This is a genomic window from Paenibacillus graminis (genome assembly GCF_000758705.1).
Classification (GTDB): domain Bacteria; phylum Bacillota; class Bacilli; order Paenibacillales; family Paenibacillaceae; genus Paenibacillus_AQ; species Paenibacillus_AQ graminis.
Genome location: NZ_CP009287.1, coordinates 3046166 through 3072324 on the forward strand (window position 1 = coordinate 3046166; position 26159 = coordinate 3072324).

Annotated in this window: 29 protein-coding genes, 1 tRNA gene and 2 pseudogenes; 24 read left to right on the forward strand and 8 right to left on the reverse strand. The window is 46.9% G+C overall.

Annotated elements, in window-relative coordinates; all coding sequences use genetic code 11:
* Positions 1-11: 11 nt before the first annotated feature.
* Entirely contained in the window at positions 12-386 is a 375-nt protein-coding gene (locus PGRAT_RS34895) for a LytTR family transcriptional regulator DNA-binding domain-containing protein (protein ID WP_411830817.1), read from the forward strand.
* Positions 387-453: 67 nt separating this feature from the next.
* On the forward strand, positions 454-771 hold the full coding sequence (locus PGRAT_RS12465; protein ID WP_042266678.1) for a hypothetical protein: 318 nt from the start codon (positions 454-456) through the stop codon (positions 769-771).
* Between the two features lie 15 nt (positions 772-786).
* On the opposite strand, the gene PGRAT_RS12470 is transcribed toward PGRAT_RS12465, so the two are convergent.
* Positions 787-1212 (reverse strand): hypothetical protein, encoded by a 426-nt coding sequence (locus PGRAT_RS12470; protein ID WP_025706791.1) that lies wholly within the window; start codon positions 1210-1212, stop codon positions 787-789.
* Between the two features lie 305 nt (positions 1213-1517).
* On the opposite strand from PGRAT_RS12470, the gene PGRAT_RS12475 reads away from it, so the two are divergent.
* Positions 1518-1811: a YciI family protein gene (locus tag PGRAT_RS12475; protein WP_025706792.1), complete on the forward strand. Its 294-nt coding sequence runs from the start codon at positions 1518-1520 to the stop codon at positions 1809-1811.
* A gap of 414 nt (positions 1812-2225) precedes the next feature.
* Here the strand turns inward: PGRAT_RS12475 and PGRAT_RS12485 are convergent, their stop codons facing one another.
* Positions 2226-2681 (reverse strand): ferritin-like domain-containing protein, encoded by a 456-nt coding sequence (locus PGRAT_RS12485; RefSeq protein WP_025706793.1) that lies wholly within the window; start codon positions 2679-2681, stop codon positions 2226-2228.
* A 620-nt stretch (positions 2682-3301) separates the two neighbouring features.
* Here PGRAT_RS12485 and PGRAT_RS12490 point away from each other — a divergent pair.
* Both PGRAT_RS12490 and PGRAT_RS33870 read left to right on the forward strand, forming a co-directional pair.
* Positions 3302-4267, forward strand: coding sequence for a helix-turn-helix transcriptional regulator (locus PGRAT_RS12490; RefSeq protein ID WP_025706794.1), 966 nt, complete (start codon positions 3302-3304; stop codon positions 4265-4267).
* 399 nt (positions 4268-4666) lie between these two features.
* The gene (locus PGRAT_RS33870; protein ID WP_042266681.1) at positions 4667-5551 is read left to right on the forward strand and encodes a discoidin domain-containing protein; all 885 of its coding nucleotides are present in this window, start codon (positions 4667-4669) and stop codon (positions 5549-5551) included.
* A 235-nt stretch (positions 5552-5786) separates the two neighbouring features.
* Here the strand turns inward: PGRAT_RS33870 and PGRAT_RS31590 are convergent, their stop codons facing one another.
* Positions 5787-6338, reverse strand: a complete 552-nt coding sequence (locus PGRAT_RS31590) for a hypothetical protein (RefSeq protein ID WP_025708038.1) — start codon at positions 6336-6338, stop codon at positions 5787-5789.
* A gap of 537 nt (positions 6339-6875) precedes the next feature.
* On the opposite strand from PGRAT_RS31590, the gene PGRAT_RS12505 reads away from it, so the two are divergent.
* The 3 genes and pseudogenes from PGRAT_RS12505 to PGRAT_RS12520 all read left to right on the forward strand — a co-directional run bounded on the left by PGRAT_RS12505 (position 6876) and on the right by PGRAT_RS12520 (position 8251).
* Positions 6876-7073, forward strand: a complete 198-nt coding sequence (locus tag PGRAT_RS12505) for a hypothetical protein (protein ID WP_025708039.1) — start codon at positions 6876-6878, stop codon at positions 7071-7073.
* A 424-nt stretch (positions 7074-7497) separates the two neighbouring features.
* Positions 7498-7872 (forward strand): annotated as a pseudogene (locus tag PGRAT_RS35055) (YhjD family protein).
* Between the two features lie 130 nt (positions 7873-8002).
* On the forward strand, positions 8003-8251 hold the full coding sequence (locus PGRAT_RS12520) for a DUF7667 family protein (RefSeq protein ID WP_025708240.1): 249 nt from the start codon (positions 8003-8005) through the stop codon (positions 8249-8251).
* Positions 8252-8664: 413 nt separating this feature from the next.
* Here the strand turns inward: PGRAT_RS12520 and PGRAT_RS12525 are convergent.
* Positions 8665-8736, reverse strand: a tRNA-Val gene (locus PGRAT_RS12525).
* 353 nt (positions 8737-9089) lie between these two features.
* On the opposite strand from PGRAT_RS12525, the gene PGRAT_RS34310 reads away from it, so the two are divergent.
* The 6 genes and pseudogenes from PGRAT_RS34310 to PGRAT_RS12550 all read left to right on the forward strand — a co-directional run bounded on the left by PGRAT_RS34310 (position 9090) and on the right by PGRAT_RS12550 (position 12561).
* Entirely contained in the window at positions 9090-9446 is a 357-nt protein-coding gene (locus tag PGRAT_RS34310; RefSeq protein ID WP_238326903.1) for a helix-turn-helix domain-containing protein, read from the forward strand.
* Positions 9447-9926: pseudogene (locus tag PGRAT_RS34315) on the forward strand (MmyB family transcriptional regulator).
* A 460-nt stretch (positions 9927-10386) separates the two neighbouring features.
* Positions 10387-11397, forward strand: coding sequence for a site-2 protease family protein (locus PGRAT_RS12535; protein ID WP_238326904.1), 1011 nt, complete (start codon positions 10387-10389; stop codon positions 11395-11397).
* A 66-nt stretch (positions 11398-11463) separates the two neighbouring features.
* Positions 11464-11676, forward strand: a complete 213-nt coding sequence (locus tag PGRAT_RS12540) for a hypothetical protein (protein ID WP_025708242.1) — start codon at positions 11464-11466, stop codon at positions 11674-11676.
* A gap of 114 nt (positions 11677-11790) precedes the next feature.
* Positions 11791-12234, forward strand: a complete 444-nt coding sequence (locus PGRAT_RS12545; RefSeq protein ID WP_025708243.1) for a GNAT family N-acetyltransferase — start codon at positions 11791-11793, stop codon at positions 12232-12234.
* A gap of 93 nt (positions 12235-12327) precedes the next feature.
* Positions 12328-12561 carry a DUF3892 domain-containing protein gene (locus PGRAT_RS12550; RefSeq protein ID WP_420329546.1) on the forward strand — a complete coding sequence of 78 codons (234 nt, stop codon included), beginning with the start codon at positions 12328-12330 and terminating at the stop codon, positions 12559-12561.
* Positions 12562-12649: 88 nt separating this feature from the next.
* Here PGRAT_RS12550 and PGRAT_RS12555 read toward each other — a convergent pair whose 3' ends face one another.
* Positions 12650-13411, reverse strand: coding sequence for an MBL fold metallo-hydrolase (locus PGRAT_RS12555; protein ID WP_025708245.1), 762 nt, complete (start codon positions 13409-13411; stop codon positions 12650-12652).
* Between the two features lie 151 nt (positions 13412-13562).
* Between PGRAT_RS12555 and PGRAT_RS12560 the strand changes: the two genes are divergently transcribed.
* Together PGRAT_RS12560 and PGRAT_RS12565 are read left to right on the forward strand one after the other, a co-directional pair.
* Entirely contained in the window at positions 13563-14114 is a 552-nt protein-coding gene (locus PGRAT_RS12560) for a hypothetical protein (protein WP_025708246.1), read from the forward strand.
* Positions 14115-14204: 90 nt separating this feature from the next.
* Complete coding sequence (locus tag PGRAT_RS12565; RefSeq protein ID WP_019911532.1) at positions 14205-14528, forward strand: DUF1292 domain-containing protein; 324 nt, start codon at positions 14205-14207, stop codon at positions 14526-14528.
* A 132-nt stretch (positions 14529-14660) separates the two neighbouring features.
* Here PGRAT_RS12565 and PGRAT_RS12570 read toward each other — a convergent pair whose 3' ends face one another.
* Positions 14661-16136, reverse strand: a complete 1476-nt coding sequence (locus tag PGRAT_RS12570) for an aminotransferase class I/II-fold pyridoxal phosphate-dependent enzyme (protein WP_025708247.1) — start codon at positions 16134-16136, stop codon at positions 14661-14663.
* A 91-nt stretch (positions 16137-16227) separates the two neighbouring features.
* Here PGRAT_RS12570 and PGRAT_RS12575 point away from each other — a divergent pair, with 91 nt between their 5' ends.
* A complete protein-coding gene (locus PGRAT_RS12575) occupies positions 16228-17514 on the forward strand; it encodes an MFS transporter (RefSeq protein WP_025708248.1) in 1287 nt (428 codons plus the stop codon).
* A gap of 127 nt (positions 17515-17641) precedes the next feature.
* Here the strand turns inward: PGRAT_RS12575 and PGRAT_RS12580 are convergent, their stop codons facing one another.
* The gene (locus tag PGRAT_RS12580; protein ID WP_025709346.1) at positions 17642-18265 is read right to left on the reverse strand and encodes a DUF1054 domain-containing protein; all 624 of its coding nucleotides are present in this window, start codon (positions 18263-18265) and stop codon (positions 17642-17644) included.
* A gap of 258 nt (positions 18266-18523) precedes the next feature.
* On the opposite strand from PGRAT_RS12580, the gene PGRAT_RS12585 reads away from it, so the two are divergent.
* The 3 genes from PGRAT_RS12585 to PGRAT_RS12595 all read left to right on the forward strand — a co-directional run bounded on the left by PGRAT_RS12585 (position 18524) and on the right by PGRAT_RS12595 (position 21546).
* The gene (locus PGRAT_RS12585; RefSeq protein WP_025709347.1) at positions 18524-19120 is read left to right on the forward strand and encodes a hypothetical protein; all 597 of its coding nucleotides are present in this window, start codon (positions 18524-18526) and stop codon (positions 19118-19120) included.
* Positions 19121-19384: 264 nt separating this feature from the next.
* Positions 19385-20797: an NADP-dependent phosphogluconate dehydrogenase gene (gene gndA, locus PGRAT_RS12590; RefSeq protein ID WP_025709348.1), complete on the forward strand. Its 1413-nt coding sequence runs from the start codon at positions 19385-19387 to the stop codon at positions 20795-20797.
* A gap of 236 nt (positions 20798-21033) precedes the next feature.
* Positions 21034-21546 (forward strand): shikimate kinase, encoded by a 513-nt coding sequence (locus PGRAT_RS12595; RefSeq protein ID WP_025709349.1) that lies wholly within the window; start codon positions 21034-21036, stop codon positions 21544-21546.
* A 25-nt stretch (positions 21547-21571) separates the two neighbouring features.
* Here PGRAT_RS12595 and PGRAT_RS12600 read toward each other — a convergent pair whose 3' ends face one another.
* On the reverse strand, positions 21572-21880 hold the full coding sequence (locus PGRAT_RS12600; RefSeq protein ID WP_025709350.1) for a rhodanese-like domain-containing protein: 309 nt from the start codon (positions 21878-21880) through the stop codon (positions 21572-21574).
* Between the two features lie 116 nt (positions 21881-21996).
* On the opposite strand from PGRAT_RS12600, the gene aroA reads away from it, so the two are divergent.
* From aroA to PGRAT_RS12620, 4 genes are all read left to right on the forward strand, one after another.
* Entirely contained in the window at positions 21997-23286 is a 1290-nt protein-coding gene (aroA, locus tag PGRAT_RS12605; protein ID WP_025709351.1) for a 3-phosphoshikimate 1-carboxyvinyltransferase, read from the forward strand.
* A complete protein-coding gene (locus PGRAT_RS12610) occupies positions 23283-23843 on the forward strand; it encodes a GNAT family N-acetyltransferase (RefSeq protein WP_025709352.1) in 561 nt (186 codons plus the stop codon). The genes aroA and PGRAT_RS12610 overlap by 4 nt, the downstream gene beginning before the upstream one ends.
* Positions 23844-23982: 139 nt before the next feature.
* Complete coding sequence (locus PGRAT_RS12615; RefSeq protein ID WP_025709353.1) at positions 23983-25308, forward strand: sensor histidine kinase; 1326 nt, start codon at positions 23983-23985, stop codon at positions 25306-25308.
* Complete coding sequence (locus tag PGRAT_RS12620) at positions 25305-26060, forward strand: response regulator transcription factor (RefSeq protein ID WP_025709354.1); 756 nt, start codon at positions 25305-25307, stop codon at positions 26058-26060. Before PGRAT_RS12615 ends, PGRAT_RS12620 begins: the two co-directional genes overlap by 4 nt.
* Positions 26061-26159: the final 99 nt, after the last annotated feature.

The following is a 26159-nucleotide window of genomic DNA, read 5'->3' on the forward strand; positions in this document are numbered from 1 at the left end:
TTAGCATGAGTATGATAAGCGCTACTACAGATCTAGAGGGACAGTCAGGGCTTGTTCCTGTAAGAGGGGAAGATATCATATTTCTGGGTACAGACAGCTCCTCAAGCATCATATTATTGCACACTTTGGACTCTGTATTTTACACAACCGGTACACTAAAATATTGGACAAGGGTTTTAAATGCATCGGGGTACACCTTTTACTTAGCAGACCGTAACAATAGTATAAACATCCACAACATAGTGGAGATCAACAGTCTTCTGAAGGTTGCTTACTTCGAACGCGAACGGACCAAGGATTCAAAATATTGCACAATGTCCAAAAGCGGCATCAAAAAAGTGTGCCAGCTTGTGGGAGAACTAAATACATCAGTGGTATTCAATTAAAAGCTATCCTTCGGGATAGCTCAAATGGGGTTTCAGAACCTAACCCTAAGTTCTGAAACCCCTGGAAATGAAGGTGGGGATTTGTAGTTCTGGATGCATAAAAGTAGTAATTGATTTAAAGGTTCATGAAAATGGCTCGCTTATTGCGATGACTAACTTTGGTGATTATTTTATTATTCCTTCGTATAATAATTTGGACGAGGCGACGGAATATTCGCCGTTTCCCGATTTCCTCAAACGTATTTCAGAACATGATTTAGCAAATTTATATCAAATAAGTGACGTTGATTATGAAAATAAAAGGATTATATTTATAGGAGGAAGTCAAAAATCAGTTGGCGAAGAATATTGGACGGATTTCATAAATAGTTATGAGCAGCAATGAAGCCTCGGAGAAAGCTTAAATTACGCCCTCTCCGCCAATAGCAGTTGCTGTGAATGCTATGGGTCCAAATAGATTTATAGGCAAGTTGCTATCATTTTGGATTACCAATTCATAGTTGTGGACTCCAAGATAAGGACCATCAACCCAGAGAACATTTATTTGAATATCAGTAGTTGTAGTAAAACGATAAAAGGATCGATAAATATCAACTCCAGCACGCCGAATTATAACAAAGAATTGACTATTAGCAAGTGCAGTAAGACTAAAACTACCATTTAACTCGACTCTACTGGAGAAAGAGGCAGGATTAGCCGGACTAATATTTACTTGCGCTGTGGCTAGACCCGCTCCAGCTCCAGGAGTCCCAACAACCGTTGTAGTAATAGTAAGCGGGTCTAATGGGATTTTTGCCTGTGAACCATAACTTATAATTGTTGCCATTTATCATCACTCCATTTCAATGTTATACGTTATTCTATTGTGAATCTGCAATTATAGATTGGACTGAATTCCTGATGATTACATACATTTAAGTTGTACTCTGCTTGATCCTATAAATCTAGATACTAGCGAGGGAATGTACAAAAAAACTTTTAACAAAAGATGCTGATCCGCAGCATGCCGGATTTAGTCCAGTTTCGCATCAGGAAAATTTTCCTTATCGTCATATACATAATGTTCCAAATAAAACGGATGGACAGTCTACTGCCAGTCTGATAGCACATTTCAATTTGAGGGGGACGTACATGTTTATTGTGAATTTGAGTTATATAAAGTCGATAAGTGAGGTTGAAAATCATCTTGAAGAGCATGTCAGATTTCTTGAAAAGTATTACAACTCAAATAAGTTTATATTCTCGGGAAGGAAGGTCCCTAGAACTGGTGGTGTAATTTTAATTAATGCCACAAGTAAAGAAGAATTAGACTTTATTTTGAAGGAAGACCCGTTTTATCAAAATAAAATTGCCCAGTATGAAGTTATAGAAGTTGAAATTACAAAGTACGATGATCGTTTCGCTACCTTCCTAATGAAGGAGTGATCACTTGAGCACTACATAAGTCATGGAGAGTGATGCAGACTTCCACGTGGCGGCTTTGGCACAATCGAAGGTATCAGTATGTTGCGGCCAGAAGATGATCCAGAAGGGCGTGGATTACGGGGGCATAGTTGAAGGATACTCTCCAGAGAGTATTAAGATAGCGGGTGGTCGGTTCATCCGAGAACGAGGTTCCGCTTTAAAGTGAGGACATAAGCTGCATAAAAAAAGCCCTGACCAGACCACGGGCTTTTTTCTATTTTTCTGTAACAAATTTATCAACGATTTTTTGTCTGCCTTCTTTGTTGAAGTGGGGATCACAATCCAAAGGGCCATAATAAATCCTCATACATCCGTAATTTACTGGCTGTAATGGGGGCGGCAGTGCATGCAATTACTACCGGTATGCAGCTGAGTTCACAGCAATAGATTATTATACTTCGCTGCATGCTTCTGCTCATCAAGAATAATGCCGTACAAAGTATCCTTATAAACGCCATATGGAAGGCCGAACCATATCTTTCGGTACTTTTCAACTGCAGACAATTCACCTTGAAAGGCTTTTTGTAAACCGGCAGTATACGAAGTAACTTGTTCAGGGACTTCATTGCTAACTCCTGTCACTTCATATCCTGTTAATTCCCTGTACATTTGCCGGAACATTTGATTATGCCCTCGTTCATCATTCCGAATAGAGGTAATAACTTCGGCTTGTTCAGGGTTCGGAGCAAGTTGAATGAGTTGGTCATAAAAAAGTTCATCATTTCGCTCGCCTTGGACTGAACTCCTCATTAATTCAAGTGCATCTGGAGTTGAAGTTGCCCAAATAGGGACAAATTGTGATCTGAACCAATACGGATACACCATATACATGAGCTTAGGCCTCCAATAATTAGTAAGCATTCTATAATCAATCATATGCGCACTGGCCCATTGCATGTGCAGGATCCCTCTTTTTACTTTATGTATCCTTTTGTTGTTCATCACATTCCATTGTTCGCATAAGCATTTCCTGGAGTTGCCGTTGCTAGATGAACGTAGTGTTCCATCTGAAGGCGGACTAATCAAGTGGTTATTGTTCTTAAAAGGTGCGGATACATACGTTCATTAACTAATACTTGCTATTATGGGATTTCAATTAAAATAATTAAATATTATGCTTTAAACCAGCCGTTTTTCCGGTTTGGAGAAACGGCATTTTTGTGCTGATTTTTCTTAATATACCTGGTGAATGTGCAAATATAGATTTCAAAAGTTGTATGGCTGGTACTGTGTGTTGTATACGCACTTTATCCGGTGCCGGAAACTGGATGATGAACATGCTGCTAACGACAATTTCTTTGATAGAAGTATTAAAAACTTCATATTGTAGGCTAGACGCGACGATGCAGAACTTAAAAGAACAAATGAAGGAACAGCAAGTAAAATCAAGCAGTGATCTCTCTGTTTCTTTATAATAAATATAGGGTGATTGAAACGGGGTGATTAGGCGAATGTACGAGTGGCAGAAACAAATTCAAATAATCGTTGATGAAATTGACAAATATATTAAAAATTATAATGACGAAGCCTTGACACTACGCTTTCTATCCCGCAGGCTGGGTTATTCCGATTTTTATACAACGAGAAAATTCAAAGAAATATCGGGTATGCAATTTAGGGATTATCTGCGGCATAGAAAATTAGCCTTTGCCCTAAAAGAAGTTCGGGATAGTGAAAAAAGCCTTTTAGATATTGCTTGTGATTATGGTTTTTCATCACATGAAGCTTTTACCAGAGCGTTAAAGGGAACGTATGGTGTAACTCCAAGCGAATACCGAAAAAAGCCTAAGCCTGTCGTTCTTCGTACAAAAATAAACCCTTTCGACCGCTACTTTTTGGGATTGGGAGAGATTGGTATGTTGAAATCTACAGACCATGTTAAAATTTATTTTGTAACTATCCCCGCTCACAAATTTTTGCACATTAAAAACTATGAGAGTAATGGGTATTGGGATTTTTGGCAAAAGCAAAGTCTTATTCCAGGACAAGACTGCGAAACCATTTGCGGCCTGCTCGATAGTATCAAGGGCAAATTGGATGACGATGGCGGGAGCGAATCTAACGGCGGCAGCGGTCAGATTATGGCGTACATTAATGACCCGGACGGCAGACTCTGCGATTGGGGTATTCCACGTACAGAGTGTCATGGTGTACGACTTCCTTTTGATTATAAAGGCGAAGTACCACCGCAAATGCTTATGGTTGATGTTCCCGAAGCCGAGTATATTGTTTTTGAACATGGGCCATTCGATTATGAGCAGGAAAATCGTAGTGTGGAGGAAAAGATTGAAAAGGCAATGGCAACTTTTGATTTTGCAGGCACTGGTTACTGCTTTGATACTTCCCCCGGTAGAATAATTTACTTCTATTTTAATCCGGACCGGTATTTTAAGTATATCAGACCAGTGCGGAAGTAGATAAAATCGACTGCCTGTCCGCTATTGTTTCTAACGGGAAAACCAAACAGAAAATTCCACTTTGATGAAGTGTGCGTAATGAATATCCTTTCACAGTCCTTGTCACACTCATGCATCATTGATGCTGGCATCAGGCGAAAATGTGAAGATAGTGTCCGAGAGGTTTAGACACGCCAATATCGCATCACACTGGACACGTACAGCCATCTGTTGCCAAACAAGCAAAGGGGCGCTGCTCAAAACTTCGATAATCTAATGCTAGCTAGTGACTCCTTTTTCAAATCCACATATTCCCTCAATAACCCTTAAGTGTATTGTAAATTTCTGTCGAATAACAGACTGTTTGTTCGCCTTTATTTAGTGTAGGCTTGGTACATACAATTTAAAAGGAGAGTACATATGAAGAAAATCTTTTTGCTTGTTGTATCTTGTATAATTTTTACTGTAATACTGGCTAAACCATTAGTCAATGCAGCTACCACTGAGGAAGTGAATTTAGTGCCTGTTATGACTTCTAACACGGCTCCTTCTGGAATTGCGAGTGCGAGTAGTATTTGGAGTACGAACCACCAAGCCTTTAGTGTATTTGACGGAAAACCTAATGATGTTGGATGGGCATCCAATGTAACCCAGGCTGGATGGATCGCTTATGAGTTTGAGGCCTCAGTCGTAGTTAATAAATATAAATTGATGCCACGTGGAGAAGACATCAGCTTTGCCAAAGAGTGCCCTCGTGATTGGACGTTTGAAGGTTGGAATGGAACTGATTGGGTAGTACTTGATAAACAGGCAAACGTATCGGATTGGGCTAAAGGTGTCAAAAAGGTGTTCTCATTCGAGAATGGGGTAGCTTTTAAAAAGTACCGATTGAATATTACCATGAACAATGGTACTACCGCTGTAACCCTTGGAGCATTTGAAATGTATAATTCAACACCAGGACCAACACCTACCGTCACACCAGAACCAACTGTTGAGCCAACACCAACGATTACGCCTACACCTTCACCAACCGCAACACCATCGCCAACTCCAGAGCAACCGACCGGTAACCGTGCAATCCTGGTTGTAACGATGAACACCGGCCTTGAAAAAGAATTTGACCTGAGTATGGAAGAAGTGAATTCCTTTATCACCTGGTATGAGAATAAGCAAGCCGGTGCAGGGAAGGCATCGTATGCTATTGATAAGCATGACAACAACAAAGGGCCGTTCACCAACCGAAAAGACTATGTGATCTTTGATAAGATCCTCACCTTCAGTGTGGATGAATATTCGAAATAGCATTTACAACTTGTTCTAGGCACAATAAAATAAATGTAACGGATGTACCGTACCCTGCCAGTAATGGTGGGGTATTTCTTTTCGTTAAGGAAAATTTATCCTTATCGTCACATACATTGATCCAGATGTGCTATTGTTTTATTACACGGATCGGAAGCACCGAGCGTGCAGTCCGAAAGCATCGGCAAAACTAAAAGCCCGTCAACCTTAACTGGTCGGCGGGCTTACTGTTTTTTTAAAGTCTGACTACATTGGATTCGCGAGGGGAATTGTTTATGTTTTTGCAGAAGTCATTTATGCCAAACGATATAACGTCTTGAAAAGTTACTGCCGACAACTCCCCTTTAGAATCGATAAAATTAAATATCATATAATGGTTAGTTTTTCCTTTCTTCTTTTTGTTTCCTATACCGGACATTCCCCCGACAATTGTCCCTAGTCCTGGGACAAGCAGTGTGCCGATTACAGCACGACCAACAACGCTTTTTCCCTTTTCGATTAACTCTTTCTCACTTTTGGCTTCGGCGGCTCTAAGTTGGTCCAGGTATATTTCAAACTTTTGTTTGCTTGAATCAATAAGTACACGATCAGAAAATCTAAAGATTTTGCACTCGACATTTCCGATGCCAAGCCCTTCCACGTGAGTTACATAAATCCCTTGCAATGCTCCGGTTTCCGCGATCTCTTCTTTAAGCTTTTTCGATTTTTCAATTCCTTGTTTTACTCCATAAACGGCAGCCCCTATAAAGATAATTGCAAGTAATCCTAAAATGACAAATACAATCATGATTATCCCCCTAAATTTGATAATTAATCAAAATCATTCTATCAAAATTGGGTAATATTTACTATGTAATTTTTAAGCTTGGGAATATGCTCACTGGTTTCGGTGGGCTTTTTGTCGTTTACATAAATAACCTTGTCAAATATACTGATTAGCAAATACTAAAATTGCACTTCGGGAGTGGTTTATATACCAAGTCAAGAGGCAGTTTTTAAAATGAAATCAATGTTTAACCCTAAAGATGAATTAGCCCAATGGGTTCTGAAAATTGCCATGTCCAGAAATGATTTTCTATATGTTCATAATCGCCTTCGTGATTTGCAACCATAATCTTGGAGCATATTAATTTGGTATTTGCTGATGATCTTGCTTTAAAGCTAAGTTTAGGTGAGATTTCTGAGGTGTTTTTCCTTCAGAATTTGTAATGATTTATCAAAAGTGATAACTTATCTTTAAAGGAGGAAAATATGGACATCTTAATGTTTTTACCTAATTGTGGTTATAATACAAACAAACGTTCTTGTCTCTGGAGGCGATCAAATGCACATGCACATTGGTCATACCGTTGAAATAGTATATATGGATAAAGCGGGAAAGATCACGCAGCGCAAGAGTGAAGTACACGGCATCCACGATGGCCGTATACGGGCGACCTGCCTGACTACCGGCGCGCCTCGGGTATTCCTGGTCGCCAACATCATGGCCTGGCAGCCAGTGCAGGAGAGGAGATATGCTTGACGATACCCCGCGTAAGCTGCTGCGTGTCATCGCACAGTTTCGTTACCATTTCAGGCGGATGCCGAATCTTCCGGAGTTAAGGCGGTTAAGCGGGCGGCGGCCAGCGGAGATAAACAAGGGGTTTAAAATACTGGTCGCTGAAAATTACATAACCTGGAGTCCGTCTCAACCTATCGAGACAGCCGTCATTATTGAGGGCTGGAAAAGGTGTTCCGTATGATACGATGCCGCAGGGAGGCGCACAGAACGCAAGTGGCGGCACTAACATAGATTGCTGGCTGTATCATTAGAGGGGTCACAGTGACCAGGTTGGAGGTCATTATAAATGAGCAAGCTCGACGGGAATGAGCGCTGGAAAACAAAAATGATCAAGACTGAGCATGTTGAGCAGTTCGAGGGGCAGCAGCGTGATGCTGGTAGTAAAATGATTACGATTGAAGAGAGGACGATGGTCCGTGATCTCATTTTGCTTCCTTACATAGATACCATGGTTAGAAAGAGCCTGAAGGAGTTGGAACACTCCGGCAGTATTTTGAAGCGTGCGTATCTGTTGGCCATTGAAGCCATCCAGCGCCGGATCATGCAGGGTACCTATCTACTGCAGAAGTAGCTCAAGCAGCGGAATATCAAGGTGCTGGCGGATGAGCAGGACGAATTTATCCTATATCACAAAGTCTTTTGCCGGGGATATCAGGAACGGTTTGGATTGACGAGGGATGTTATGCGTACAGAGATAAGCCTGCGGTTAAGCAAGTATATTGCAGAGCTAGGGACAGTATTAAAAGATCATCTTAAATAAACGAAATCTCGTCAGTGATTGTACTGGCGGGGTTTTGTTTGCTTTCCGTTCCACTTTTATTTTGTCGGGATGGTTGCGGAATCCGCCATACGAGGGCTGCCAGCGTCCTCGCATCATATAGGAGGGGTAGTTGTATGCACATGAACGAATGGCTGAATTATGGACTATCAGTAATCAACGTTCTTTGAAAAATTCTGAAAAACTTGAAATGGAGATCTGCCAGCAAGCAAACGTAATTTACTGCTGGGATTGGGCATGGTTTAAGCAGTTATCTTTAATAGCTGATGAGACAAATGACATCAAGATGCAGCATGAACTTTGCGCTCGATTAGAGGAGCTGCATTGGGAAGTCATGGTGTCCGATACTGAAACACTATAATCATCTAAAAGTTGTTTTGTAAGAGCTCTTTGGTTCATTCCCTTTGACTCTCGATGATAACGTAACAGACACTCCCCTAAGATGAGTGCCACAATACCTCCGATAATTAAATTAAGAAGGTGATGTAGAAAATAATAACACATGAATAAATTGATGACACAATGCGGGAAAAAAGAAAATGGTCCAAATATAAAAATCCGGTGGACGAGAAATTCTTAGAATATAAAGTTAGAATCGCGTTAGCAGTATTAGATGTTCCTTTACCAGCGAAAGTTAAAGTAATCACTCCGAATAAAAAATATCAAACAATTCGTCCCCAAAATAATTTTCAAGCACAATTAAGTTAGTTAAGCGAATTGAAGAGAAAAGAAAAAAACCCTTATATAATAAGGGTTTTTAGAGATGGTGCAGTATAGGACGGATGGGGTTCGAACCCATGACCCCTACCCTGTCAAGATAGTGCTCTCCCGCTGAGCTACCGTCCTGCAACGAAATTTATAATACCATAGGATGTGAGGGGAAGGCAATGTTTTTTTCTGGGCAGGCTCGCAAATACCTGATATACAAATTATTCTATCGTTGCTGCCGGAGGAATAGCGTAGGATAAGCTATGATACATAGAACGATCAATTGCTGGAGGGAGCAAGCAAGGACTGTTTTTTTTGCGAAAAATTACCTCAATGGGGCAGACGCTGGGATGATCTGGAATGTTGCTCAGCGGATTAACAGAAGATTAACGCACCAAATGGCAGTTTGTTGTGGATTAAGGTATAAGCTTTATCTGCTGCTCCGGCTGGGGTAGAATACAATAAACATGGCTTGGAAAAGAGGTTGGACTATGGGAAGTGACAGCAGCAGATTCAAAGTGCTGGGCGATTATCTCAGATCGCGGCGGAACCGTCTTCAGCCGGAACAGGCTGGCTTGAGCGGTTCCTACAATCAGCGGCGAACGCCGGGGCTGCGGCGGGAAGAGGTAGCTTTGCTGGCCGGGGTCAGCGCTACCTACTACACTTGGCTGGAACAGGGGAGAGAGGTTACTGCATCCCGGGACATTATGGAGAATATAGGGAGGGCCCTGCAGCTGACTCCGGACGAGAACAAGCATCTGATGGAGCTATGGAATCCCTCTGAGCCGGAGCAGGTTTCTTCTATTAATACAGTGCTGAATCCGCAATGGCAGGATATTATCCGGTAGTTGGCCTATACTTCTTTTATCAGCAATGAAAAATCCGAAATTCTGGCCTGGAATGAGGCCGCCGCCGAAATACTCATTGACTTTGACTCTTTGCCGGCACCGGAGCGCCTAATGCTTCGCTTGATGTTTACCGATCCTTCACTGCGGCAGCGTATGGTGAACTGAGAGGAGTTCGCCCGCCATTCCGTTGCCGTTTTTAGAACGTATTATGACAAGCAGCATGGCGAAGCTTTTTATAAGGAATTTGTGGAACGGCTCTGCGCGGACAGTCCGGAGTTCAAGCGCATTTGGGAATTGCATGATGTGGAGCATAAAAGAGTGAACCGGGTGTACATCCGGAAATCTGCTGAGGCGGTGCCTAATGCCTACGATATTCACTCCGTTGCCAGTATTGCAGAGCATCCCGATCTGCATATATGCGTCTACACACCGGTTCTGAATGCTGCGCAGGATATACCAGAGAACACCGCAGGCGGATAACCTCATGCTTCCCTGGTAAAGATCTTACTAGCATAAACATACTGTGGCTGCATCCCGAAGCGGGGGATAGAATGGGGTGGTGATACATTTTCCAATACCGCAAAGGAAGAGGGGAGCCACAATATGAATACTAGAAAACTTGGACAAGTTGGGCTGGAAGTATCGGCCATAGGCCTAGGTGCTGCCGCAGGCGGCCGTTTTCCGAGCCAGGCCTAAGCAGCTGCCAATGATAAACCAATAATCGGAATTCTGTTCCCTTCGGCCGCTGATTGCAGTAATCGGTGCTGGAGGGAACTTTTTTGGCCTTTTGGCCCTGCTTTCCCCGCAATAGTGGAATCGCCTCCCTCAAAATGATAATCTTGAATCAAACCAAGATAAAGGAGCAACGAATTTGCCGCAACCCAATGAATCCAAGAATAAAACTTCCACCGGGCTGAAATGGTTGGGAGGAGGGGCAGCCATGCTGCTCCTGAAAGGGAAGGCGATTTTATCTCTGCTGAAGCTGGGAAAAATAGCCGGTCCGCTGATATCCATGTTGTTTTCTGTAGGGGCTTATGCACTGATCTATCCTTGGCAGTTCGCCATCGGCTTTGTGCTGCTGCTGTTTGTCCATGAGCTGGGGCATGTGATTGCCGCGAAGCGGATTGGTCTTCCGGTTAGCGCTCCGCTGTTTATTCCTTTTCTGGGCGCATTGATCACTATGAAAAAACAGCCGCTGGACGCTAAAATGGAGGCTTATGTAGCCTTTGGAGGACCTATCCTGGGCAGCGCGGGGGCAGCGGTTGTTTTTGCATTTGCCTATTATTATCACAGTCCGCTTCTGTATTCTCTGGCCTACGTCGGATTTCTGCTCAACCTGATCAATTTGCTGCCAATTCACCCGCTGGATGGAGGGCGTATTGCAACTGCGGTCACACGCTGGCTGTGGCTGGTCGGACTGATCGGCGGACTAGGAGTAATCATCTATCTGAAATCGATCCTGTTCCTGATTATCTGGGTGCTGTTTGCCTATGATTTGTACAAGAAGTATATCAGCCGGAAGAAGAACAGCCAGATGCGGACCCTTTTGCTCAGATTCCTCATCCCTGTAGAACATTTAAGGGAACAAGGCTATCTGATTCCGGGGCCGGAGCACACCAGGGAATTGCCGTTCACCACTTACAGCGATCTGGAACGGCAGCAGTATATCGGCATCCGCTATGAAAGCCTGGACTATTATGGTACTGCCAGACTGCCTGTACAGAGTATTATTGAAAAGGTGAAGCTAACCCGGCTTGAGCACATTACGGAGGAGACAGGACTGCATTTGAACGCGCTGTGTGAGGTCCGGTATTCTGTGTATGAGAATGACAAATACTATGATGTGCCGGCAAGGGACCGCTGGAAATATGGTGCTGCTTATGCTGCGCTCGCGGGAGGGATTGGGTACCTGATGTATTTAGTGCATGTGGTGGGGAATGTAAATCTCTAGTCCTCCGTTTAGCATCGCTCCAAACCGTCAAAGCTGTAAAAAGCTGAAGGGATAGGAGGAAAGCTTATGCGCAGGAATTCATTACAGGCAGCGGCCTGTTTGCTCATGCTTCTGAGTACGGCAGGCTGCGCAGCGCAGGATCAGGCCCCGGGCGCTGTGGAAATCCATAGGATGACCAACCTTGATGGGCCGCTGGGGGGAACAGACAGCACGCTGTCACCGGTTATGCAGGATGTATATGACCGTTCGATCCCGGAAGAGGTCTATTCAGGCCATTAGCAGCGGTTTCCTGGGAGGGTACAGCGTTCATCTCTTAATCTGTACAGAGAAATGGAATTTCTGTATAATAGGTCGACTATCGTTTTGACCTATTTGAGAGGGGAACAAAGGAAAATGGCAGCAGAAATTGTACGTGTGACCACGGATGAACAGCTCCAAATGGGACTGGACATCCGCAAAAAAGTCTTTGTTGAAGAGCAGAAAGTACCGCTGGAAGAAGAAGTGGATGAATATGATGTGATTGGAGACAACGTTCATCACATGCTGCTGCTGGATGAAGGCATCCCGGTAGCCACAGGAAGATTGATATACTACAAAGCCGGTACGGCCAAAATGCAGCGGATCGCTGTTCACCAGGCATACCGCAGCAAGGGATATGGGCGTGTGCTGCTGCTGGCACTGGAGGGACTTGCCCGGGAGATTGGTCTTCAATCCTCCATACTGGACGCACAGTGCCATGCGGAGGATTTTTATATCAAGCTTGGCTATAAGGTGATATCCTTAGAGCCTTTCTATGATGCGGGCATTTTGCATGTCCGGATGGAAAAGGCGCTCTAACCTGCAGGAATACATACTCATTACCGTTTCAGGAGAAGCTAGAATAGAGCCTAATCATGGCCAATCCAAGCGCGAAGGAGTAGATCCTAAGTGATGAACAGTGCACGTGAACGGTTTATAGCCGCCCAGCGTAACGGTGACGGAGACCTGGTCAGCTTCCAGACCTCTTCCGGACGGGTGCTTGATTACCAGCAGGCTTTGCAGGAGGTTCAGGCCGGTGCCATTGCCGGTGTGAATGTTTTTAAAGGCAGAGACGGCGAAATGTACATCCGCGGCGATGCCGATGGCGATCCAACCAACAACCTGGATCAGCTTCCGCAGTTTTAGCCCGTATAGATCAGAACGGCCGGGTAGGCGTCGATTGACGCACTGTCCGGCCGTTTTTGTCTAAATATTAACGGGTATACGCTGTGCGCTATAAAGAGTCCTTCCTGCAGCCGGGCAGCGCATAGGGCACCTGCTGCTCCAGAAATTCCATCTCCCCGGTATGCCCTTCGAACTTTGGTTTCTCATCGCTGTAATGCATCAGCATAATCAGCTTCCGGACTTCTTCCGGCAAGGACATCAGTTCTCTAAGGGTAGTATGCACCTGTCCGCGTCCGCTCAACTGGCAGTCATGCAGAATCTTCGTGACCCCGCGGTTATGGACCAGGTGGAGCAGAAGTTCGGGCTGGAAAGTCAGATCTGCACTGTAAAAGATACACTCATTTAGCAGAAGCGAATAGCTTGCTTTCCCGGGCATGTGTGGCGTGCGGATCAGCTCCAGTGTAAGGGAAGGAGACAGCTTGTACGGAGTGTCAGGTTTCAGCGGTTTGACGTTAAATATATCGGCTAGCGACCGGGTGGCCCCTTTCCGGTGCAAAGGTTCAAGGAGCGGGTGCTGCCACAGCGGATCGATTAGAGTCTCTGCCAGCAGCAGTGTCATTTTGCCATGAGGTTCCTGGCTTGGTGTATGGGCCAGCTCTGTCAGTCCGCCGATATGATCGCCATGGATATGCGTAATCAGCGTTTCGTTCACCTCCCGAAAGGATTTCCCGAGTGACTTCATCGCCTGGGGTGCAGTCACTCCGCAATCTATCAGAAGTGTGTATCCATGGTCCTGCAGCACAGCGTTATTGTTATAGTATTTTGTGGAAAAGGCATCTCCTGTGCCCAGCATTTGTAAATAAATAGTCATGAAGAAGCCCTCCTGTAATCGCGGCTGGAATCTATTGATCCTATCGTATCATTGTTTACAAAAGGAGTGAAATAATCCCCTGCCATTCCGCAACTTGTAGCTATTTTTGCAGTATATATTAACAGCATGAATTACTTGGGGGTCTCTAGCGATGAGATGGAAGAAAATTGCTGTGTGTCTGGTTGTATTTTCCTTAATGGGAGGATCATTATTATTTGCAGATGCGGTTAACCAGAAGATCAGAGTATGGAGCAACGGCAAAGAAGTGGCCGATGGCGGTTATTTAATCGACGGTAAAGCCTATATTCCCGCCAGGGAGGCAGGGGGCGTCGTCAACTGGGATGGTTCAGGCAAGCTGAGCATTCTCAAGCCGAATGTCCATATTGTGCTGTTCAAGGGTGACAACGTCTTTGGCAATGTGAACGTAGGCAAGCTCAAGATCAAGGTGCTGACCCAGGTAGACAGCTTAACCGAGGAGGTTGCAGCGGTGAAGGTGGCCATCACGGACCCGTCCGGCAGCGTGAAGGACATTCAGTCCCAGGATCTCGGAAGCTCGAAGAAGGAGGACTTCTGGTTCCCGACTTCGGAATTCACTTATGATTTCAAAGATGCCGGCAAATACCGGGTAGGGTTCTATATTAAGCCTTCCAAAGGGTCCGATTATGTACTTGTGTCAGAGAAAGTAATCACTGCGCTGGATTAGCCGATTCAGGCCTCCCTCAAATTGACCTGACTTATCTTACGTGTTACGATACCAAATGTAGGATAAATCAATTTAAAGTGAGGTATTTCAATGAGCGATCACAAACATGAGCATGGCCATGAACATGGTGAAGCATGCGGTTGCGGACATGATCACGACCATGAGCACGAGGAGTTTGTGCTGACCTTGACGAATGAGCAGGGCGAAGATGTGGAAATGGTGCTGGTGGAAACGTTCGATGTAGGCGAGAAGCTATACGCTCTGCTGTTGGAACGCGAAAACCCTGAAGCGGATGGCATCATTCTGCGCATGGAAGAAGAAGATGAAGAAATGGTACTCTACAACATTGAAGATGAAGCTGAATGGAAAGCTGTTGAAGAAGCATACAATGAGCTGCTTGCCCAGCAAGAATAGATTTCAGTGTAGCCATAGTGCTGAAAACCGCCTTGGACAAGGCTGTGACGCTAAGCTAAAGGCGCACAAAAACCCGATACTTGTTAAGTGTCGGGTTTTTGTGTTTCTTATCCGCCGAGTGATGGCAGCCGATCAGGAGATCGGCTCAGCCTCCACAATGACTTTGACGTAATTGATGCTGCGGTCCTCGGGGCCTTTGACCGGCAGTCCGATTTCCACATGGTCGATGATATAATCGATGTTATCCTGGGTAATAACTTCACCGGGGAGCAGAATAGGGATTCCCGGAGGGTAGACATAAATGAACTCCGCAATGATATAGCCTGCAGACTCGCGGAAGGGCACCACTTGTGTATCTGCATAAAAAGCATCTCTGGGAATCAAGGCCAGCTGCGGAATTTCCGGCACCTGTACTTTAAGCTCATAAATTTCGCCTTTGCTGTAATGAATCGCTGACAGCACACGCAGGGCAGAAAGCAGCTTATCGACAGATTCCTGGGTATCTCCGGGGGTAATCAGGCAAAGAATATTATACATGTCGCTTAACTCTACTTCGATCTTGTACTTCTCGCGCAGCCAGTTTTCCGTCTCGTAACCGGTGATGCCGAGATGGCGCACATGAATATTGAGCTTCGTAGGATCGATGTTAAAGGTGGCTTCTGTACCGAGAATTTCTTTGCCGAAGCTGTACAAGCCATCAATGTTATTGATCGCATCACGCGCATAGTTGGACAGGGCAATGGTTCTTGCCGCCATCTCGTGGCCGTTCAGGGCCAGATTGCGTCTGGAGGTATCCAGGGACGCTAAAAGAATATATGATGTTGAAGTTGTGGTTAGCATGCTGAGGATCGTCTGTACCCGTTGCGGATTAACAAGTCCGGTCTTGGCATTCAGATTGAGCACGGAGCTCTGGGTCATGGAGCCGCCCAGCTTGTGTACGCTGGTTGCCGCCAAGTCTGCTCCGGCCTGCATGGCCGATACCGGGAGATCCTCATGAAAATGAATCAGTACTCCATGTGCCTCGTCCACCAGCACGGGAACCCCGTAGCTGTGGGCCAGGTCGACAATCGAACGCAGATCGGCGCAAACGCCAAAATACGTAGGATTGATAACAAGTACACCCTTGGCATCGGGATGGCGCCTTAAGGCCTTCTCGAGTGCGCTGGTGGTAATACCATGGTCTATCCCAAGATTCTCATCCTGAACAGGAGAGACAAAAACAGGCTTGGCTCCGGAGAAAATAATGGCCGACATCACGGATTTGTGAATGTTGCGCGGCACAATAATTTTATCTCCTTCCGAGCAGACAGAGAGGATCATAGTCATGATGGCATTGCTCGTGCCCTGTACGCTAAAATACGTATAGTCGGCACCGAAAGCCTCCGCAGCCAGCTTCTGAGCTTCAAGAATTACGCCGGTAGGCTGATGAAGGTCATCAAGCGGTGCGATATTGATCAAATCTATGGATAGAGCGTTATCGCCGATAAACTCACGGAATTCGGCATCGGTTCCTAGCCCCTTCTTATGCCCGGGAATATGAAATTGAACTGGGTTTCCGGCGGCATGCTTTTTGAGAGCGGTGAAGAGGGGAGTTACGTGTTGATCCATTTAATGCTGTCACAACCTTTCGTGAAGAGTAATTTTTTCAAGCAAGCCCCAGTATAACAAATCAATCAACATAATACTAGGATGTGATGGAATGTCTGGCAAAGTAGCGCAGCGTATGCATATCAATTTGGCCTCCCCGTTCATTTTGGAGATGTGGGTGATCATATTTTTGGTGGAATTTGTTAAAGGATCGCTGCTCGTAGCCTTGCTGCCGGTCTACATGGAGAATATTCTCGGCATCTCGGTGACCGTAGTGGGCTTCTCCTTTGCGATGCAGTATTTGGGAGACAACCTCTTCCGCAGCCCCTCAGGCTGGGTGATGGAGCGGATAGGATACCGCTGGACAATGACGGGGGCTCTGCTGCTGATCCTCGTTGCAGTAGGTCTGATTATCTATGCGAAGGACGCTGTATGGTTATCGGTGGCCTGTCTCATTCTGGGCATTGGGACATCCCCGCTGTGGCCCTGCACCATGACGGGGATTACCGAATTGGCCGGTTCAACGGAAAGCGGAAGCAGCGGCGCAGCCATGGGGGCTGTAGAGATGGCCTCTCTGGCCGGAACCGGAATTGGTCCCATTGTAGTCAACTTTCTGATGGATCATGGCGGACAGAGCTATCACTCCATGTTTCTTGTGCTTATGGGCTGTGCAGCTGCAGTGGCAGCCGTCTCACTGTTATTGCCGTCCAGGATAGGCACTCACGCGCCTCATGCCATTGTGCGGGGCGGTGGGGAAGGGCCGGCGGCTGTTCGTGGGCGGGTGAACCCGCTGGAGAGTCTGAAACGGACGTTCCATCAGGTCAGAACCACCCTTAAGGTCAGCCGTCTGCTGTTCCCGGCGCTGTTCCTGCAGGCTTTTGCGATAGGTCTGATGACCCCTGTAGTGACCCTGTTTGCCCGCTCCGAGCTCCATGTAACGCCTAACCAGTTCAGCCTGCTGCTGATCGCAGGAGGCGGCATCACTGTACTGGCTCTGATTCCGGCAGGCAAATTGGTCGACCGGATCGGAACAACGGTCTTCCTGAATATCGGCTTCCTGCTCGCTGCCGGCTCGCTGGCCTTCTTTTCCCAGGTGCGCTGGCTGCCGCTCGCCTTCTGTGCGGTAGCGCTTGTAGGCATTAGCTATGCGCTGATATTGCCTGCCTGGAACGCTTTTCTGGCCAAGCAGGTGCCGAAGGGTGAAAGGGGTACCGTATGGGGCCTTTTCCTGACGCTGCAGGGTTCCGGCATGGTAGCCGGGCCGGTGATCTCGGGGAAACTCTGGGACTCGGTTGGGCATAGCTCTCCTTTTCTGGCCAGTGCATTGGTAATGGTCCTCCTGTTCGGACTGCATCTGCTCATAGTCCACAGAACCAAGCGGAAGCTGGGAACGGGCTGAGGCCCCGTATTGTCTCTGATGAAGCACAGTAAAAGCCGCTGGACAACCGGAAGAAACCGGGAGCCAGCGGCTTGGATGAGCAGCTTTTGCAGGAGGTGCAGAAGGCCGGTACAGATAACGGGCAAACTTAGAAGGACATCCGGTAGAGCGGCAGCAGCGTCTCAAAGGTCTGCCGGATAACGGCCAGGAGCTTGTCTCCGTCCGCCAAAACCGGGTCATCCCTGTCTATGCGGAGCCCGCAGGTGACTTCGGCTTTTTTGACCTCCTTAAGCTTGCGTGTCAGCTCGGCAAATGCCCCCTTATCCATATCTGCCTGAGGTGTGCCGCGGGGGTCTAAATGATCGGTAGACCAGAAGTAATCGGCTGGCAGCTCTGCTTGAACATCGTCCAGATGTCTGGACAGCGCCTCGGCGAAGGTTGCTTTATTGCTGCTCTCGTAAATAATGGCGAAGACAATAAACAAATGGCTGTGGAACATGCCCACTTGAAAATGCGGCAGTGCCTTATAGCCTCTTTTATTTGGACCCCACGCAACCCAGGTATCCTTCGGCGCATGAACGGTACGGCGGGCATGTTTGGCGACATGCGGGAACATTTCCTCCCCAGTGAGCATGGACAAAAGAGGGGCGATCTCTCCGCCCAGTTCGTTCAGCTTTGGCCGGACTCCGGCGATCAGCGCCTCCATCCGCGGCTCCAGGCCCTCAATATGAAAGACATCAAAATCTTCAGCAGTAAATCCTTGAAATGGCATGTCAGGTCTCCTTGTATAAAAAATGGTCAATAATATCAATGAAATTGCTGCAAAAACGGGGGCAGGCGTTTTGAAATGGCAGGCAGCGGGTAAAAATAGTCAATAAACCAAGTTACCGCTACATAAAATGAAGTATAAAATAAGTGTAAGACGAACGCAAAATTAAATATTGCAAGTGGAGGTCCGGCAGTCAGTTCTACTCTAGGTTAGGCAAATGAAGATGGCTTTGCTGAAACAATGCCGTTAGGGGGGAGTGCCGTGAACAAAAATGACGAAGTCGAGTACTGCAATCTGGAGCTGCGCTTTGACAGGCAGCATATCCAGGACCTGATCAAGGACCTGATTAAGGAAGGCTATTCCCTTTATTGGAGTGAAAATGAAACGGTTTTTCTTATTTCGGTGCGCACCGGACGCAAGCTAGTCAAGCTGCGCTTCCAGCGGATTAAGGATGGCTTCAAGCTGGTGGGAGATTATATGATCCGTGATGCGCGCCTGTCGGAATGGATGGAGAAGCTGATTGGTGATATGCGCGGACACGCCGTTGTCAAGCGGTTCCGCGACCGCCAGATTATCATTGAGAATATTTTATTCGGCGAGGTTATCCGGCTGGTCGAAATCTCCGGGTATCAGCAGCGCGTGCTGTATCAGAAAGGCCCTCTGCTCTCCGATCAGGAACTGACGAAGCTCTTCTACTCCGTGGAAGGGGAGGAACGTATCCGGGACCGCAGGCTTGAGGTGGATGAGCAGCTGGGATTGCTGCACAAGGCGATTCAGGGCAATGATGAAGAGCTGGCTGCGGCATGCAAAGCCAGACTTGCTGAATTGACCAGAGAATTAAACATGCTTGAATGGTGATATGCTGTATTGGACTGAGTCAGGGCACCCCGTATACGGGGTGCCCTGTAGTTTGCCGCCGAACTGGAAGCGGGTATTCACTTCTGCCTGCAAAAACGTTAAAATACTCATTGTGAGCAATTTCCGTGATCATGCAGGATTTTGTCAATGAAGTTGATCTCTTTCAAGCGGTAGGACTTTGCTGTCTCTAACAAAGGATGGTATTCTAATACTGCGAGAAATGGAATTTCACAAAAATATAAGATGCAAAGGGTGGGGAACCAGATGGCAAAACAACAAATCGGCGTCATTGGCTTGGCGGTAATGGGTAAAAATTTGGCTCTTAACATCGAGAGCAGAGGTTTCACCGTATCGGTGTACAACCGTTCTTCGGAGAAGACTCATGACCTGATCAGCGAAGCGGAAGGCAAAAACCTGGTAGGCACTTTTTCCATTGAGGAGTTTGTCGAATCACTGGAAGTGCCGCGTAAAATTCTGATCATGGTTCAGGCAGGCAAAGCAACCGATGCTACCATTGAGCAGCTGCTGCCGCATCTGGATCAAGGCGATATCATCATCGACGGGGGCAACGCTTATTTCCCTGACACAGTCCGCCGCAATAAGGAGCTGGAGGCTAAAGGCTTCCGTTTCATCGGCACCGGTGTATCCGGCGGTGAAGAAGGCGCACTGAAAGGGCCATCCATCATGCCTGGGGGCCAGGAAAGCGCCTATAAGCTGGTAGAACCAATTCTTACGGCAATTTCGGCCAAAGTGGACGGAGAGCCTTGCTGTACATATATCGGGCCGGATGGTGCAGGGCACTATGTAAAAATGGTGCATAACGGCATCGAGTACGGAGACATGCAGCTGATCGGCGAGGCTTATCATTTGCTGAAGGATGTGCTTGGCCTGGATGCCAAAGAGCTGCACAGCATCTTTGCGGATTGGAACAGCGGAGAGCTCGACAGCTATCTGATCGAGATTACCAAGGATATTTTTGCAGAATATGATGAAGAAACCGGTAAACCGATGGTGGACGTCATTCTGGACGCGGCCGGCCAAAAGGGTACGGGCAAATGGACAAGCCAAAGCTCGCTGGATCTCGGTGTGCCGTTGTCCATGATCACAGAATCCGTATTCTCCCGGTTCTTGTCGGCAATGAAGGAAGAGCGGGTTGCAGCGAGCAAGGTGCTTAGCGGTCCCGTAACCGAGCCCTTCAAGGGCGACAAAGCCGAGTTCATCGAGAACGTGCGCAAGGCGCTGTTCGCCAGCAAAATCGTATCCTATGCCCAAGGCTTCGCACAGCTTCGTGTAGCTTCCGAGGAATACAACTGGGATCTGAAATACGGCAACCTGGCCAAAATCTGGCGCGGCGGCTGCATTATCCGTTCCCGCTTCCTGCAGAACATTACCGATGCCTACGAGAACAATCCGGAGCTCAAAAACCTGCTGCTTGATCCGTTCTTCAAGAACATCATGGACACTTACCAGTCCGCATGGCGCCAAGTGGTTTCCGCTGCCGTGGCCCAAGGGGTTCCGGTTCCCGGTTTCTCCAGCGCCCTGGCATACTACGACAGCTACCGCACAGAACGCCTGCCAGCGAACCTGCTTCAGGCACAGCGCGATTACTTCGGTGCCCACACCTTCAAACGTGTGGACAAAGAAGGCGTCTTTCATCACAACTGGCTGTCTGAATAAGTTTCAGGCACAAACGGTAAACAGCAGCCCGAACGGCTCCTTAGCAGACAGCGGGAGCCCTCGGGCCTTTTTTTGCATACTTGCAGGGTTTGGGGTCATCTTTATAGCACCTGATCAGGCTTCACCATTAAGTCTGCTTTGTAGGGTGGGGATGCGTGTGTTAACGAAGCCGGTGCATTGTGCAATGTTTTCACCCTGTGTTATGATATGACAAATGTCGCGGTTGGAGGGTCATGATGAAATACGCCAATAAAAATATCATTCTCGTCGGGATGATGGCCACGGGAAAGTCGACGGTGGGCGCACTGCTGGCGGAAGAGCTGGGGTATGAGCTGGTTGATCTGGATCATGTGATTATTCAGAAAGAAGGCCGGAGCATTGCGGAACTCTTCGCTGAAGGCGGGGAAGAATATTTCCGCAGGATCGAATCGGCAGTCCTGAAGGACATGCTGGAGGGAGAGGGCCGGATTATCTCTACAGGCGGCGGAGCGGTGCTGGCGCCGGGGAATGCGGACATCATGCTGCAAAATGGGCTAGTTGTTGCGTTGACCGCTTCAGAGGAGGCAATTATCGCCCGTGTCAGCGGGGATCAGAACAGGCCGCTGCTCGCCGGCAATGCACAGGAACGGGTTCGGACGATTCTGGAACAGCGCCGGGACGCTTACCGTTTCGCACATTGCACGGTCGATACAACGGAGCTGAATGCGGCAGAAGTGTCGAAGCATATTTTAATGCGCTACCGCGGTTGAGCTTTTAAGCGTATCCGTGTTAGACTTAGGCGTCCGCAGTTTCATTCCAGTCCATCATCCCGCCGCTAAGGTTGGAGGTCCGGTAGCCGAACTGCTGCAGGTATTCGCAGACACGCTGGCTGCGGGCGCCGGAGCGGCAAATAAAGACGATTTCGGTTTCTTGAGGCAGCTCTTCCGTATGCTGCGGTATTTCGCCCATAGGAATATGCTTCGCCCCGGGAATCATTCCGAAAGCAACCTCGTCGTCTTCACGGACGTCTATCAGTACAAGGTCTTCACCTGACTCCAGACGCTGCCGCAGTTCTTGTGCTGTGATTTGGGGAATCTCATTCATGGTTGTGACCTCTTTTCATCTAGAAGATGATATCATGATAACACAATTGCGGATTACCCTGTCAAACTGAGCAATACATAATATATATATTTGAGCCCATAAGGAGAGCTAATATCATGGACGTTATTGTTAGGCCTACACCAACCCTGCAAGGGGAATTCGGAGCCCTGTCTTCCAAAAATTATACTACGCGCTACCTGCTGGTCGCCGCATTGTCGGAAGGGGTCAGCACGATCTACCACCCGGCGCACAGTGAAGACAGCGATGCGATCCGCAGATGTATCGCTGATCTGGGAGCAGTGCTTACAGAAGACGAGGAAAAAATTGTCATTCAGGGCTTTGGCCGCCGTCCCCGTGATGTCAAAGAGCTTAACGTGGGCAATGCCGGTGCGGTGCTGCGTTTTCTGATGGCTGTGGCGGCCCTCAGTCCTGAGGTCACCTTTGTGAACACGTATCCGGATTCTTTGGGCAAACGTCCGCATGACGATCTGATTACAGCGCTTGGCCAGCTCGGCGTAGAGGTGGAGCATAACAACGGAAGACTTCCGATTACCATTCGCGGCGGCAAACCGGCTGGCGGGCGGATTACGGTATCTGGTGCGGTCAGCTCGCAATATCTCAGCGCTCTTCTGTTCCTGACACCGCTGCTTGAGGAAGACAGTGAAATTATTGTGCTGGATGACCTGAAATCCAAAGTGGTTGTAGGCCAGACGCTGGAGGTCTTGGAGCAGGCGGGGATTATCGTTCACGCGGCTGATGACTATATGTCCTTCAAGGTGCCGGGCGGCCAGGCCTATGCGGCCAAGTCCTACACGGTACAGGGCGATTATCCCGGATCGGCAGCTGTGCTCGCAGCGGCGGCGGTGACGAAATCGGATGTCCGGATTCACCGGCTTGCCGAACACAGCAAGCAGGGCGAGCGGGCGATTGTAGATGTGCTGCGTATGATGCAAGTGCCGCTTACCCATGAGAATGGTACAGTGCATGTTCAGGGCAATGGTATCCTGAAGGCTGTGGAATTTGACGGTGATGCGGCAACCGATGCGGTCCTCGCAATGGTGGCTGCCGCTGTTTTTGCCGAAGGCACCTCACGCTTCTATAATGTTGAGAATTTGAGATACAAGGAATGCGACCGCATTACTGACTATTTGGCTGAGCTGACCCGCGCCGGAGCAAGCGTTGAGGAACGCCGGGATGAGATTATCGTACACGGTAAACCTGAGGGCGTCGAAGGCGGCGTGACGATCAATGCGCATTATGACCACCGGGTAATCATGGCGCTGACCGTAGTCGGCCTGCGGGCCCGCCAGCCGCTGCGGATCAAGGATGCCCATCACGTGGCCAAATCGTACCCGCAGTACTTCGACCACCTGCGCTTGCTTGGTGCAGATGTGGAGTGGGTATGACGAAGCCAGAGCTTTTGACTATACATCCGCTCACACCAGACGACTTCCCGTCTGTGTGTGAGCTTTTTAGGCATACCATTACTGATGCCTTTGAACAAGAGGGACTTGCCTCTTTGCAGGACGACATCCAAAATGAAATTGACAACAAACAACAAATGGCTGCGAGCGCTCTGAACCTTAAGAATTCCGGCCTGTTTTTCCTTGTTGCCAAACTAGACGGAAGGGTTGCCGGAACAATTTCATTCGGGCCCTGCGGTGAGAATATCCGGTCATGTACGGGACATCAGCTTGATGATGTAGGTGAGCTGGGGAGCTTATACATTTTGCCAAGCTGCCAGGGCCAGGGAATAGGCTCGGCCTTAATTAAGGAGATGCTGGATGATCTAAGGAGCCGGGGAATTGAAGAGTTTTGCCTGGACAGCGGTTATAAGCGGGCGCAGCAAAGATGGCTGCGGAAATTTGGCGAGCCCTACACCGTGGTTAAGGATTATTGGGGACCGGATTCGGTTCACATGGTTTGGTTGTGCAAGACAACGACACTAACAACGACTTGTTAGTGTTTTTTGTCTTGTTAACTTTTTCGTACCGCTGTTGTGAAAAAAAGTTTAGGGTTAGAGTGAGGAGTGTTTCTAAAACTAACAAGGGAATTACTGGGATATAGCTATTCTTTTCACTTGAAGGCTGGTGGTACGAAAAATGATTAATTTAATTATGGCAATCCAAATATTAAGCTTCTTTTTTATTTTTCAATCCATTTCACGCTATCGCTTTACAATCCGGGAAATCACAATTTGGCTGGCAGTGTTTTTATTGATTGGATTTGTTTCTACATATTTTATCGGAGTATGGGGGGCTGTTACGCTATTTCTCTGTTTCGTTGGCATATCCTACTTCAAAAATCATAAAACCATTACCGCATTAGGTGTTTTTTACGGAGCGTATGCCTTGGTCATGAATTCGTTTTTAGGCTATCTCGCAGCAGATCCGCTTACGCGATTGGTTGAATTTATTTTTAGACAATCATCAGCAAATATCGACGATCTCCCGTATCTGTTTACAGCTATGGCACCGCCCGTTATCAATGAAATCGGTCTTAGAGCGGTACGCCGCTATGTTCCACAGCTTAACAAGGAAATTCTGCAGAAATCCAGCAGAGTGATTCTTTTTCCGGTGATTGTCCTTTTAATGATTATAATCATTTCGGTATATCCGATCTTATCCATTGGTAATACAACGGGCGAGTTTAGTTCATTCCATAGGACCCTGCTCTTAGGGATGTGGCTGCTGTTTATCATTGCCTTGCTGTATATGCAATTTCAATACAATCATATTCAGAAAAGAGAAGTGGAAAAATCTAAAAGTGAACAATTGGTACAGCTGAAGGATTATGCCGCGCAGCTCGAAAAAATTTATGATGAATTCAGAGGGTTTCGCCATGACTATGCTAATATCCTGTTGACTCTGGAGGATGGGATTTACCGCGAAGATTGGGAGCAAGTCAAACAAGTGTATGAACAAACCGTTAAGCCGACGGGGCAATTGATGCGCAAGAATGAGTACAGCTTTGTCAAGCTGCGAAATCTGTATGTATCCGAGGTCAAAAGTATCCTGGCTGCGAAAATAATAATGGCCCAACAAATGAAAATAGATGTTTCGTTGGAAATTGAAGAACCCATTCAGCTGATTCAGATGGAATTGATTTCTTTTACCCGGGTTCTTTCCATTTTATTAGATAATGCGATAGAAGCAGCGGCTAATACAGAAGCAGCGAAGCTTTGGATCGTATTATTGGAAGACCCCGCCGCTCAGCGGATCATCATTGAGAACAGCAGCGGAGAGAACATTTGTTTACGACGGCTGGGGGAGCGCGGGTACTCTTCCAAAGGTAAGGGGCATGGCTTGGGGTTATATAATGTGCAGCAGATTTTAAAGGAAAATCACTTTGTATCGCTTGAAACGGAAACCCGATCAAACTTGTTTTCTCAGACACTAATTTTAAGAAAGACTGGAGAACGGAAATGAACATATTTATTTTGGAGGATGACCTGATCCAGCAGCAGCGCTTAGAACGGATCATCCGGACATTGTTGTTTAAACACCAGATCCGTTGCCGGAGTCTATGTTCGACCGCAAAACCGGATCATTTATTATCGCAAATTGAGAATGCGGCTGACCACAAGCTGTATTTTCTTGATCTGGAGATCAAACATGAGAAGCATAAAGGGCTCGCTATCGCTAAGGAAATTAGAAAAAAAGATCCCTACGGCACGATTGTTTTTGTTACCACCCATTCCGAGTTAGCGCCAATAACCTTTACATACCGTGTGGCTGCTTTAGATTTTATTGAAAAAGATTTAGAGGAAGTAGAATTTATTCAAAAAGTTGAAGAGTGTCTGTTCATTGCCGATTCGCGCCGGACGATTCCGGTAAGTCCCGATAACTTTACATTCGAGAATAAATATACCAGCTTTCAAATTCCCTTTTCAGACATCCTTTATTTTGAGACTATGGAAATTGCACATAAAATAAGGTTAATTACTAAAACTAAAGTTCTTAATTTTTATGCTGAATTACATGAAATTGCCGGTTATGATGACCGCCTCTTCCGCTGCCACCGGGCATTTGTAGTCAATCTGTCTAATATCAGATCCGTTGATAAGAAGAACAAACTTGTCTTGTTTGACCACGATATAAGCTGTTCGGTTTCAAGAAGGCTGCAAAAGGAAACCATTGAAAGGATGGAAGCTTTAAGGCAAAAAGAGTTCCTCCATTAAGTGTTTTTTGAAAATTCATAAGAAATGCTGGAAGCTGTTTCTTAAATGGCTGTCAGCGCTTCTTTTTCTTTTATCAGCGTACCGTTTATGAAGGTTAAC